This is a genomic window from Comamonas sp. JUb58 (assembly GCF_004364775.1).
In the GTDB taxonomy this organism is placed as follows: Bacteria; Pseudomonadota; Gammaproteobacteria; order Burkholderiales; family Burkholderiaceae_C; genus Comamonas.
Map to the genome: position 1 here is coordinate 1 of NZ_SOAL01000021.1, position 12,509 is coordinate 12,509.

At 63.2% G+C, this 12,509-nt stretch carries 10 protein-coding genes; 6 read left to right on the forward strand and 4 right to left on the reverse strand.

The window, feature by feature from the left end; all coding sequences use genetic code 11:
• The first annotated feature begins 195 nt into the window (after positions 1-195).
• The 3 genes from EDF71_RS20055 to gudD all read left to right on the forward strand — a co-directional run bounded on the left by EDF71_RS20055 (position 196) and on the right by gudD (position 3,838).
• Positions 196-1,242 (forward strand): LacI family DNA-binding transcriptional regulator, encoded by a 1,047-nt coding sequence (locus EDF71_RS20055; protein WP_133858315.1) that lies wholly within the window; start codon positions 196-198, stop codon positions 1,240-1,242.
• 174 nt (positions 1,243-1,416) lie between these two features.
• Complete coding sequence (locus EDF71_RS20060; protein WP_133858316.1) at positions 1,417-2,412, forward strand: tripartite tricarboxylate transporter substrate binding protein; 996 nt, start codon at positions 1,417-1,419, stop codon at positions 2,410-2,412.
• Between the two features lie 73 nt (positions 2,413-2,485).
• Complete coding sequence (gene gudD / locus EDF71_RS20065; RefSeq protein ID WP_133858317.1) at positions 2,486-3,838, forward strand: glucarate dehydratase; 1,353 nt, start codon at positions 2,486-2,488, stop codon at positions 3,836-3,838.
• 67 nt (positions 3,839-3,905) lie between these two features.
• Here gudD and EDF71_RS20070 read toward each other — a convergent pair whose 3' ends face one another.
• Both EDF71_RS20070 and EDF71_RS20075 read right to left on the reverse strand, forming a co-directional pair.
• The gene (locus EDF71_RS20070) at positions 3,906-4,838 is read right to left on the reverse strand and encodes an alpha/beta hydrolase-fold protein (protein ID WP_166656593.1); all 933 of its coding nucleotides are present in this window, start codon (positions 4,836-4,838) and stop codon (positions 3,906-3,908) included.
• A 7-nt stretch (positions 4,839-4,845) separates the two neighbouring features.
• On the reverse strand, positions 4,846-7,338 hold the full coding sequence (locus EDF71_RS20075) for a TonB-dependent receptor (protein ID WP_166656594.1): 2,493 nt from the start codon (positions 7,336-7,338) through the stop codon (positions 4,846-4,848).
• Positions 7,339-7,603: 265 nt separating this feature from the next.
• On the opposite strand from EDF71_RS20075, the gene EDF71_RS20080 reads away from it, so the two are divergent.
• From EDF71_RS20080 to EDF71_RS20090, 3 genes are all read left to right on the forward strand, one after another.
• Positions 7,604-8,101 (forward strand): DoxX family protein, encoded by a 498-nt coding sequence (locus tag EDF71_RS20080; RefSeq protein ID WP_133858320.1) that lies wholly within the window; start codon positions 7,604-7,606, stop codon positions 8,099-8,101.
• A gap of 131 nt (positions 8,102-8,232) precedes the next feature.
• On the forward strand, positions 8,233-9,162 hold the full coding sequence (locus EDF71_RS20085; protein ID WP_133858321.1) for a restriction endonuclease: 930 nt from the start codon (positions 8,233-8,235) through the stop codon (positions 9,160-9,162).
• 21 nt (positions 9,163-9,183) lie between these two features.
• Positions 9,184-9,672, forward strand: coding sequence for a DUF4124 domain-containing protein (locus tag EDF71_RS20090; RefSeq protein WP_166656595.1), 489 nt, complete (start codon positions 9,184-9,186; stop codon positions 9,670-9,672).
• A 68-nt stretch (positions 9,673-9,740) separates the two neighbouring features.
• On the opposite strand, the gene EDF71_RS20095 is transcribed toward EDF71_RS20090, so the two are convergent.
• Positions 9,741-11,312, reverse strand: a complete 1,572-nt coding sequence (locus tag EDF71_RS20095) for a hypothetical protein (protein WP_133858323.1) — start codon at positions 11,310-11,312, stop codon at positions 9,741-9,743.
• A gap of 276 nt (positions 11,313-11,588) precedes the next feature.
• Positions 11,589-12,509 (reverse strand): PDR/VanB family oxidoreductase, encoded by a 921-nt coding sequence (locus EDF71_RS20100; RefSeq protein ID WP_133858324.1) that lies wholly within the window; start codon positions 12,507-12,509, stop codon positions 11,589-11,591.

Consider the following 12,509-nt stretch of genomic DNA (forward strand, 5'->3'; position numbering starts at 1 on the left):
GTGGGGTGGGATGGGTCTAACACGGTCGGTCTGCGCTAACAGCCGATAGCGGCTCTAGTCCCTCACCCCGACACCTGAAGCATACAAGCGGCTCTAAACCTCGGAGTGATGGCTATTGGCACGGGACGACTACCACCACTCCAACTTCGTCCAAATACCAGCCAAATCCCGCTGCACCGCCCCGCAGCAGCTGGCATGGACTACGATAGCGGCACTTTCAGCCACCATCCCCACCAGCCCGTGCAAGACAGCAACCGACCGTCCAAAATCCAAGATGTAGCCCGCGCTGCGGGCGTGTCTGCGATGACGGTGTCGCGGGCGATCAACCACCCTGAGCGGCTCAACCCGGAGACCTTGCAGCGTGTGCGCGATGCCATCGCCAGCATGCGCTATGTGCCCAATGCGCTGGCCAGCGGGTTGCGGCTGTCGCGGGCGCGGCTGGTGGCGGCCTTGCTGCCGACCTTGGTGGGGCCCGTGTTCCAGGAGCTGATCCAGTCGCTGGACCATGCGCTCAACCAGCACGGCTACCAGCTGATGTTTGGCCGCACCGGCTATGACGCCGCGCAGGAGGCTGACCTGATCCGCGCCATCATCCAGCGCCGGCCTGATGGCATTGTGATGATCGGCATGGCGGCATCCGAAGAAGGCCGGGCGCTGTTGCAGGCCTCGCGCATTCCGGTGGTGGAGACCTGGGACCTGACCGATTCGGCCATCGACATGCTGGTGGGCTTTTCGCACAGCGCCATTGGCCAAGCGGTGGCGGCGCATTTCATTGGCAAAGGGCACCGGCAGCTGGGCATGGTCAGCGGTGACGATGCGCGTGCCCGGGTGCGTGTGGCGGCCTATGCACAAGCAGCGCAAGCGGCCGGCCTGCCCGAGGTAACCGTGGCCTATACCCCAGCCCCCAGCACCTTGGGTGGCGGCCGGCGCGGGCTGGCCGAGATCCTGGCCCAGCGCCCCGAGGTGACTGCTGTTTTCTGCAGCTCGGACACCCTTGCCTTGGGCGCCTTGATTGAGGCGCAACACCAGGGCCTGCAGGTGCCGCAACAGTTGGCCGTTGTGGGTCTGGGCGACCAGGAGTTTGCCAAGGACACCGCTCCGCCCCTCACCACTGTGCGGCTGGATGGCACCCGCATTGGGCAACTTGCGGCCGACATGATTGTGGCCCGCACCCTGGACCAGCCCGTCGATGCGCAGCGTGTCGATATCGGCTTTTCCATCACCCAGCGCAGCAGCGGCTAAGCCGCCGCACCCGCAAAACTCCCTCTCCTGCCCACTTATAACATCGGGTAATTACTGATTTCTCAGAAAAAGTTAACGTTAACAATACGACAAATTCCAATGTTAACGTTAACTATACGAAGCGATCCATCGCTCAGCCAGATTTCAGCAACGCCTTAGAAGCAGGAGACAAACATGAGCACCACCCCAAAACAAGGATGGAAAAAGATAGCGGCCCTCGTCTGCGCCAGCGCTGCGGCCTTGGCCGCCAGCCCTAGCGCCTGGGCCTGGCCGGACAAGCCGATCACGATCATCGTGCCCTTCCCCGCAGGCGGCGCGACCGACACGGTGGCCCGCGCCATTGGCAACAACCTGGGTCAGCAGTGGGGCCAGACCGTGGTGGTGGAAAACAAGGCCGGAGCCACTGGCAGCATTGGCGCCGCCCAGGTGGCCCGCGCCCCGGCGGATGGCTACACCTTGCTGGTGTCGTCCCTCGCGCCGCTGGTGGTGGCACCCCATTTGATCAAGGGCCTGTCCTATGACCCGACCCGCGACTTTAGCTACATCACGGTGGCAGTACAAACGGCCAATGTGCTGGTGGTCAACCCCAGTCTGGCGCCCAAGGTCAACAACGTGCAGGATGTCATCGCCATGCTCAAGGCCAAGCCCGATTCGGTCAGTTTTGCGACCTCGGGCGCGGGCTCGTCCGATCACCTGACCGCCGAACTGTTCTGGCAGAAAACGGGCACCAAGGGCCTGCATGTGCCCTACAAAGGCGGCGCACCAGCCACTGCCGATCTGCTCGGCAGCCAGGTCGCCATGTCCTTCCAGAACGTGAACAGCGTGTTTCCGCATATCAAGTCGGGCAAGCTCAAGGCCATTGCGGTCACCGGCGACAAGCGCTCTGCCGTGCTGCCCGATGTGCCCACGATGGCCGAAGCCGGCATTGACGGCATGGACGTCTATGCCTGGCAAGCCTTTGCTGCCCCCAAGAACCTGCCGGCCGATGTCAAGGCCAAGCTCTATGACGGTATCGCCAAAGCCCTGCATGACCCCGCCGTCAGCAAGCAGTTCACCGACATGGGCCTGGAAGTGGTCGGCAACAGCCCCGAGGTCTTTACCGAGTTTCAGCGCAAGGAGTTTGCGCGTTGGAAGCAGGTCATCACCACGGGCAACATCACCGCACAATAAACAGAAAACTAACCCCGCAGCGGGCCAGCCAAGGCGCCCGCTGCACACCCCCAACATTCAACCTTTGCCCACCATGCAAGCCACCCCCAGCACCTCCCCCAGTTCCACCCCCCGCATCACCGGCTACCGCGTGGTGCCCGTGGCCGGGCATGACAGCATGCTGCTCAATCTGAGCGGCGCCCACGCGCCGTTCTTCACCCGCAACCTGCTGATCCTGACCGACAGCGAAGGCCGCACGGGCGTGGGCGAGGTGCCCGGTGGCGAGAGCATTCGCAACACCCTCGAAGATGCGCGCGCGCTGATCCTGGGCCAGCCGGTGGGCAACTACAACGCCGTGCTCAACGCGATGCGCAGCAACTTTGCCGGCCGCGACAGCGCCGGCCGTGGCCTGCAGACCTTTGACCTGCGCACCACCATCCATGCGGTGACCGCTGCCGAATCGGCCCTGCTGGATTTGCTGGGCCAGCACCTGGGCGTGCCGGTGGCGGCACTGTTGGGCGAAGGGGTGCAGCGCACCTCGGTGCAGATGCTGGGCTACCTCTTCTACGTGGGCGACCGCGCATTGACCGACCTGCCCTACCAGAGCTTTCCCGACGAGGCCGATGACTGGAAGCGCCTGCGCCATGAAAAAGCCATGGACCCGCAGGCCATCGTGCGCATGGCCGAAGCCGCCTATGCGCGCTATGGCTTTGAAGACTTCAAGCTCAAGGGCGGCGTGCTGCGCGGTGAGGACGAGGTCGAAGCCATCCGCGCGCTGCACGAGCGCTTTCCCAAGGCCCGCATCACCCTGGACCCCAATGGCGGCTGGTTGCTCAAGGATGCGGTGCGCATCACCCGCGATCTGCACGGCATCCTGGCCTATGCCGAAGACCCCTGCGGTGCCGAAGAAGGCTTCTCCGGCCGGGAGGTGATGGCCGAGTTCCGCCGTGCGACCGGTCTGCCAACGGCCACCAACATGGTCGCCACCGACTGGCGCCAGATGGCGCATTCGCTGTCGCTGCAATCGGTCGATATTCCGCTTGCCGACCCGCACTTCTGGACCTTGTCTGGCTCGGTCCGCGTGGCCCAGCTCTGCCAGGCCTTTGGCCTGACCTGGGGCTCGCATTCGAACAACCATTTCGATGTCTCGCTGGCCATGTTCACCCATGTGGGCGCCGCCGCGCCCGGCAAGGTCACCGCCATCGATACGCACTGGATCTGGCAGGACGGCCAGGGCCTCACCAGAAACCCGCTGCAGATCAAGGGCGGCTACATCGAGCTGCCGCAAAAGGGCGGCCTGGGCATTGAGCTGGACATGGATGCCGTCGAACGCGCCCACCAGCTCTACCTGCAACACGGCCTGGGCGCCCGCGATGATGCGATCGCCATGCAGTACCTGGTGCCCAACTGGCGCTTTGACAACAAGCGCCCTTGCATGGTGCGCTAAGCCAAAACAAAGCCGCCTTCAGCACCACTAGGAAACGCTGAAGGCGGCTAAAAATGGGAGCTTCTGGCTAACGCAGCGTAAACGCAAAGCGCATCGTGTCATTGGCCGCCTGCGCCGGCACGCTGGCATGCACCTCATTGGGGTAGCGCTGCAGCCGCACGCGCAGGCCCCAGCCTGACAGGGCTTCCAGGCGCTCGGCCAGCATGCGGGCCGATTCGGGATCGCCATCGGCATCGCGGTCGCCCACGACCACCATCAGGCGGCTGGTGGCACCCAGCTTGCCGGCCTGCACCTTGTCGCGGAACACGCGCTCCTCGTCCAGAATGCTCTGGCCGTTCCACTCCATCGAGGGGCTGGCCGCCACAATCGCCTCAAAGGCCTGGGGACGCTCGTACAGCGCATAGAGCGCAAACAGCCCGCCAAAGGAATGGCCGAACAGCGACTGGCGCTCCAGGTTGACGGGGTAGCGCTGGGCGATTTCGTTGCGCAGCTTGCCGGTCAGAAAGTCCAGAAACGGCGCGCGTGCGCCGCTCTTGTACTTGGCAAAAGGGCGCACCTCGGGCGACAGCGGCTCGCGCAGCTGCGCCGTGTAGTCGGCCATGCGGCGCACATCCCAGGCCTTGTCGCCCGGGTAGCCCACGCCCACGATGATGGCCTTGCCCACGGGCAGGTAGTCCTGCACCCAGCGCGCCTGCGCGAAGGAGCCAAAGTAGGCATTGCCATCGAGCACATAAAGCACTGGGTAGCCGCCCTTGGGTGGCTCGCCCTTGTCGGGCGCGGAGACAAAGATGCGGTAGACCTCGCCGTTGTCCGATGGCATGTCCCAGACCTGGGTGGCGGGCATCACATAGGGGCTGGCCGGGGTGGCTGCAGTGCTGGGCGTGGCTGCATCGGCTGCAGTGCCCTGCTGGGCGGTTTGCGCCCAGGCTTGCGGCGCCGTGGCCAGCAAGCCGGCCAGCAGCGCCGCGCAGGCGCTTGGGTAGAGGGTGGACAAGCGCATGGGTGGCTTAGAAATCATGGCGCAGGTTAGCACTGAACTTGCGCGGCTCGCCAAACGGCGCGTACTCGCGGCCATACAGGTGGCGGTAGCTGCGGTCCGTGAGGTTGCTGACGACCAGGTTCAGCTGGGTCTTGGGGGTGATGCGGTACTTGGCGTTCAGGCCCACCAGCACCAGCGCGCCTTGCTCGATGGTCCAGGCATTGGCGCCCGAGCCGCCGTTTTTATAGGCCTTGCTGGTGGCAGATACATTGCCGCCCAGCGACCACTGGGTGCCCGGCAGCTGGTAGTTAGCGGCCACGCGCATGCTGTGGCGAGGCTGCTCGGTGCGGAAGCGCTGGTCCTTTTGCGGGCCGGCCACATACTCGGCACTGGTATAGGTATAGCCCGCTGCCAGGTTCAGCTCGCGGCTCACCTGGCCGTTCACGCCCAGGTCAATACCCTGGCTGACGACCTTGCCCGCTGCGGTATAGCAGGCACCACCGCAGGCATTGCTGGGGTTGTTGGGCACCGAGGAATCAAGCACGGCCAGGTTGGACTGCGCCAGGCGGAACAGCGCGGCCGACACATTGAGGCGCTTGTTCAGCAGCTCGCCCTTGATACCCACTTCGTAGTTGGCACCCACCACCGGATCGAGCACATTGCCATCCTGGCTGCGGTTGGTCTGCGGGTTGAAGATGTCCGAGTAGCTGAAGTAGGCCGAGTACTGGGAATTGATGTCATAGACCAGCCCGGCATAGGGCGTGACTACGCCCTTTTCTTTGGGCGCAACAACGCCGGTCAAGGTGTTCTTGCGCTCGTAGTTGCTGATGCGGGTGCCGGTGATCAGCTTGAGCGAGTCGGTCAGGCTCCAGCGCGCGACGCCATAGGCGCCCATATTGCTGGTCTTGGTCTTGCTGGTCGATGCGCGCAGGCCATCGGGGACGGGGCCCAGGCCTTCGGGGTCAAAGGTGTAGACATTGATCGGCGTGGTGGACGAGTAGCCGGTGCCGGCGTTCTCATCGCGGTAGCTGGTGCCGTTGATGCCCAGGGTCAGCTCATGGCGGCGGCCCAGAAAATCAAAGGGGCCGGTGGCATAGACATCGACCACATTGGCGTGCATCACCGAGGTGTAGTTGCGCTGGCGGCTGCCGATGAAGAGGCCATCACCAGTAACAGGGTTCAGGCTGCCCGAGAGGCTGCTGAAGTTCTCGATGTCGTTGTTGGTCTTCTGCCAGGCGTAGTTGGCCTTCAGGCTCCAGGCGCCGGCCAGCTGCTGGCTCAGGCCCACGGTGTAGATGTTGTAGTCGCGCACCGAGCGGTGGTCGGCATCGCCCCAGAAGGACGAGCGCGACAGGCCGGCATCGCTGCCATCGGCCGCCAGCGGCACCCCAAAATGGCCGCGGCTGGTGTCCTTTTGCAGCTGCACGCTGGCGCTCAAGGTGGTCGTGGGGCCCAGGTCGGCCTCGACAATGCCGTAGCCCGCATAACGGTCGCGATAGACATAGTCGGTAAAGGACTCGCTGTTATCCGACACGGCCACCAGGCGGCCCCGGATCACGCCCGAGTCGATCAGCGGGCCGGACACATCGCCGACCAGGCGCCGCTCTTTCCAGGAACCCAGCTGTACTTCGCCCTGCGCCTGGAAGGTGTCGGTCGGGCGCTTGAGCACCATGTTGACCGTGCCGCCCGGGCTGCCTGCGCCCGCCAGCAAACCGGCCGCGCCTTGCAGTACCTCGACCCGGTCGACAAAGGCGCTGTCAAACTTGGGCGAGCGGTTGCCGCTGTCGATGCCCGAAGGCGTGGCCATGCCATCGACCTGGGCCTGCATGCTGAAGCCCCGGCTGTAGTAGTTGCTGCCAATGCTGCCGCCGTCGACCGCAAACACGCCGCTCACTGCGCGCAGCGCGTCATCGACCGAGGTCATGCCGGCATCGTCCATCTGCTCGCGGGTAATCACCGTCAAGGTCTGCGGGGTTTCGCGCTGGCTCAGGTTCAGTTTGGAACTGGTGCTGGACTGGGTTGCCGCATAGCTGCCCGTGCCTTCGGTGGTGCCGCTGCGGTGGGCCGCCGCCGTCACGGTGACCGTGTTCAGGGTCATGTCCGATGCCGCCGTGCTGGCCGCTGCCGCAGGGTTGGCCGCTGGCAGCTTGCGCAGCACATAGGTGGCCCCGCCTTGCTTGACCACCTCAAAGCCACTACCGCGCAGCAGCTGGGCAAAGCCCTCCGCCTCGCCATAGCTGCCTTGCAGGCCGCTGCTGCGCAGTCCCGCCAGGGTGGACTGCTCAAACACCAGCTGCACCCCAGCGGTGGCCGCGTACTGCGCCAGCACATCGGACAGCGGGCCCGCTGCAATCGCATAGCTCTTGGCGCCGGCTGCCGGCTCGGCCGCCATGGCAAACGGCGCTGCCAGCGCCAGGCCTGCGGCACTGCCCCCGACGAGGGTGGCGCGGATGGCGCCATGCAGCAAAGCCAGCGCAAAGCGTTCACGGTGCCGGCTGCGGCGTTGGGAAGAGAGAGTCATGGTTCGTCGTCCTGGTGATCTGGAAAAAAAAGCGGCACTGCGTAGCGCCATTGCCCTGTACACCGAACGAGATCCAAAAAGTGATCACCTGGATTGAAAAATAGTTGAAAAAAGTTTGCGCACCCGTTTGCCGCTCTCTGGCTGCCCCCACAACGCCACGGCGATGCATAGCATCCCGCAAACAAAAAACAATTATTGATAGTCACATTAGGAACTTTGATGAACGCCAGGCCCCCAAGCCAGACCTTTGTTCAGAAAGTCCTGCATGTCCCGCTATTCAGCGCTGCTGTCGTCGCCAGGCGGCGGCTTCTTTACGCCCCTGGCCCTTATCCGCATTGCCTTTGGTCTGTTCTTCTTTGCCTCCGGCTTCAACAAGGTATTTGTGCCGGCGAACCAGGCCATCATGCTGGAGACCATCACCGAGGCGGGCATTCCGTTCCCGCATTTCATGGCCGTGTTCGTGGCCGCCTGTGAAACGGTCTTCGGCCTTTTGCTCGCCATCGGCCTGCTGACCCGGCTCAGCGCCTTGGTGCTCCTGTGCATCAGCACCGTCGCCCTCTTCACCGTGGGCTTGCACCATATTCCCCCCAACCTCAACCTGCTGACCTGGTACAGCTGGCTGCTGTACCTGCCCGAGAGCGGCTATATCTTGATGGCCATGCTGCTCATCGTTCAAGGCTGTGGGCCTTGGGGGTTGGACCGCTGGATCCATCAACGACTCCACGAAGGTGACAGGCCCCGCCAAGGCGTCAGCCAAGCGTAAGATCACAAAGATACATTTTGTAATACAAGGCACCTGATGGTCTGTGCGTGGCGTTTAAAGAAGCGCTGCACCGCCGTCAGCCAGCCGCACAAAGACAGGCATCCATCAGCAAACCAGGACAGGGGGACACCATGGCAAGACGCAAGAAAAGCAGCGGGTTCGAAGACATGCTGGATCTGCTGGCGCTGCTCCCCTGGTGGATCTGCGTGGCACTGGCTGGGGCCAGCTACGTGTTCCTGCACCGTCTGGCGGTAGTGCCGCCAACGGCAGACCTGGTGGGCCGCCCCGGCGATATGATGGCAGCCGTGATTCAGAAGGGCTTCATCTTTGGACTGGCTTCCATCGGCCAATACCTGCTGCCCTTGATGTGTTTGATAGCCGCCGCTATGTCGGCCTGGCGCAGAAAGCAGCGCAAGGCCCTGGTCAGCACGGTGGCACAGGCACAAGACGCCGCAGCGCTTGACGGCATCAGCTGGCGCGAGTTTGAGCTGCTGGTGGGCGAGGCCTACCGGCTGCAGGGCTTTCGCATCATCGAGCTGGGCGGCAACGGGCCCGATGGCGGCGTGGACCTGGTGCTGCTCAAGGGCAGCGAGAAATTCCTCGTGCAGTGCAAGCAGTGGAAGGCCCAGCGCGTGGGCGTTGCCACCGTGCGCGAACTCTATGGCGTCATGGCCGCCAGGGGCGCAACAGGCGGCTTTGTGGTGACCTCTGGCCGGTTCAGCAACGATGCCCAGGAATTTGCACGGGGTCGCAATATCACCCTGGTCGATGGCCACCAGCTGTTTGCGATGGTGCAGCGCGCGCGGCAATCGCTAGTAAATGGGCCCAAGGTTACGCAAGCCAGCAGTACCCCGGCTGCAGCGCCAGCGCGCACCACTGTTGCGACTACCTCGGCCACCGCTCCTGTCGCAACCAGCCCTGCCCCGGCCCAACCCGCCTGCCCGCGCTGCAGCGCCGCAATGGAGCTGCGCACCGCACGCCAAGGTGCCAATGCCGGCAAGTCCTTCTGGGGCTGCTCGACCTTCCCGGGTTGCCGGGGCACGCTTGCGGCGGCGGTGTGATGGATGGCTGAGGATCTGCCGATGCGCTTGCCCTCCACCCCTCGCCATGCAAGCCGCGGTCAATCCGCGCGTTCGCTGCTGCTGCTGGCCCTGGTCTGCTGCGCCGCACCGGCCTTTGCGCAAAAGCCGGTCTACCGCTGCGAGACCGCCGGGCGCGTGAGCTACTCCGATGCGCCCTGTGTAGGTGCCAAGGAAATCGACGCCACTCCTACCCAGGGCATGGACAAGATGACAGGCAAGAGCCGCAAGGGCAAAGATGTGCGGCGCGACGAGTACAACACCGCCCTGGCAGAAGCCATCCAGCCCCTGACAGGGATGAACGCCGATGAGTACCGGGTGCACCAGCGCCGCTTCAAGCACAGCCCGGCTGACAAGCTGGAGTGCGCAAGGCTGGACAACCGCCTGCCCGGGCTCAAAACAGCTGTGCAAGCAGCAGCAGCCAACGACCTGGCCCAGGCGGAGGTCGATCTGTACCAGGCGCGCAAGCGCTTCAATGATCTGAACTGCTAGGCGCTACCTTGCGTTTTAAAACGGCAAAGCAGAGGCCAGCGCTTGCCAAAAGCCAGCGCTGACTTGTGTCAATCCAAGGGAACATTCCCCAAGCCCATTCCATGGCCGTGGCGATCCTTGACTTGGAGTTGCCCACCAAAGCGATTGTTGGGTTCGTTACTCAGATAGCCCGTCATCAGCACGCCATCGCGAGTCCACAGGCACCTCACCGACGGGAACTCGGCGTCGATACGGTTGCACACGACCTGTCCGTCTTCGCTGGTCAGGTAGTCACCCTCCAAGGTCGTCAGTGTCACGAGCTTGAAGACCGGGAGGCTTTGACCGTAGAAGCCCATCCACCACTGGCCCAGCAGGCCTTGCAAGCTGGCAGCATCCGGCTCCAGCGACATGCGCACAATGCGCTTGGGCTCCTCACCGGGGATGGAGGCAATGCCCACCAAACGGTTGTCATCGTAGCCTTGTCGTACCGCATTCTCAGAAAAGCGAATCGACAGATCACCTGCGGAATCCACCAGATGTCCGCTCGCTGCCGGTCCGCCCAAAGCGCGGCCGCCAGCGTATCGGTTGAGCGGAAAACTGGCATTGATGCCTTGGTACAGACCGCTTCCCATATGGAAGGTCGGTGCACCATCAGGCCGGTAATTGAATACCTGGGCCAGCACCATGCCGTTTTGCACATCGATGGCAAAACCCCGCCCCGGTTTACCGAGCAGCTCGTCCTCTACCACCCAGGTTCCACTGCTAGGGCTGGTCACCGGGTGGCAGTTGCGCGGATAGCCAACATATGCGTCGATAAAGGAGCCACAGCCAGTGATGGACACCTCTCCTCCACCAGCCACCGTGATGCCCTGAAGCGGCAGTTGTTGACTGACACCATTGCTCAGAATATCAACCGTGCCGTAGACATCGATACCCGCAATATGCAGACGCAGCGACTGTATATTTGCCTGCTCCGTGGGAATTCCACCGTCGACGGGTTTGCAGGTATAGACATCCCGACCTTCCAGCCGCTCGCAATCCATTCGCTGCCGCAAATCACCGGGTATGTCGCGCAAGGTCATCAGCATTCCACGACCCGGGGTGGCAGAAGCACTCAAAGACATATTCGCAATAAACGCCATCTGGCGATCGGCATCTACCGCCGAAACAATGAATCTGCGGGACCGTCTCTGGGCCCAATAGCGGTCTTCAAATTCAGCACTTTGCATATGAAAGCGCTGTATGGCGACCTCCTCTTCGCCAGGAAACTGCACCGTGCCTTGCAGGCCGTTGGCAAAGCTGACGGTGACATTGCCGGGCGATCCATCTTCCACGGCATCCCTTGCGGCGCTGCCAAAACTGCGCCCACCGCTGTAGCGGTTCAGCGGGGCGGTGATGGTATTGCCATCCATTTGGCCAGTGGCCATATAGAAAGTGGCATCGCCATTTTTCTCATAGCCAAAGACCTGCATGAAAAAGGTATTGCCCTGCACATCAATGGCAAGGCCACGCCCTGGTTTGCCATCGAGCTCTTCACTAATGATCCAGGTACCCGCTTGCGGCGTGAAATCTCGCGCAGCCCAGCTGGAGACATGTGAAAAAGCAAGGCCTGCTGCAAGCACGGCCATGCGTAAGGTTTGGATACGGATGGGAAGGCGCACTCTCTCTCCTATTTGATTATCAAATCAGTATAGATGAGTGACTTATAAAACCCGTAGGCAAAGTGACAGCTGGCACAACGGCACCGGCGATTTTCCGCTCGGGATCAGCGCCCCATTACTTGGGGTAGCCTGCATTTATCTAGCCAGTAAGCGCGCAGAGAGTATTGCGCCCGACTGCGCATGCTGCACCAGGGATACGCTGCAAAATCCTTGCCCCATGGAAAGAACGCGGATCTCCCGAGCGCGCATTCAGACCAGGGCAAGTTTTGCCGAGGGCTAGAGATTCAACGCCAAATCCGGCCCTTCCGCCCAGGACACACAGGTACACATCGCATTGCCGCGCAATGCAGGTGCGATGCTGTCGCGGTGGATGGGGGTGCCGCTGACCACCTCGGTCAGACAGGCACCGCAAACGCCGCGCCGGCACTCGTAACCCGTCCAGGCGCCTGCAGCCAGCAAGGCATCCAGCAGGGATTGGCCGGGCTCCACATCAATGCTCAGGCCCGACTGCACCAAGGTGACCCGCAATGGGCTGTCGCTGGCATTGGCAGCGGCCCCGAAGCTCTCGCTGTGGATGCGCTCTTTTGCCCAGCCCAGTTGCTCGGCAGCGGCGCGCACGGCGCCCACCAAACCGGCAGGACCGCAGACATAGACCTGGCTGCCGGGCACTTGCGCGGCCAGCAAGCCGGGCAGGTCCAGGCTGCTGCGGCCGATGTGGGTCTGGGCCGGCAAGCCGGGTGCCAGTGGCCACTGCCGGGTGGCGTCGTGCACGATCTGGTGCAAGGCAAAGCTTTGCTCTTGTTGCTGCAGGTGCTCGACCATGCTCAGCAGGGGGGTGATGCCGATGCCACCGCCGATCAGGAGCGCATGCGGCGCATCGGGCTGCAGCGCAAATTCATTGGCCAGCTCCAGCACGCGCAGTTGGTCCCCCACGGCCAGCTGGTCGTGGACGAAATGCGATCCGCCCTGGCTCTGCGCGGTGCGCAGCACGGCGACGCTGTAGTGGTCCAGTGCCGGGCCGGTGTGCAGCAAGGAGTAGCGCCGCACGCAACCGTCCAGATCCAGGGCGATGTGGGCGCCGGGTTCTGCGCCGGGCAGCATCTGGCCTTCGGGGTGGCGCAACACCAGGCGCACGATGTCAGTGGCGATGGCTTGCTTTTCAGCAACCACCAGGTCCAGGCTTGTCAGGGGTTCCAT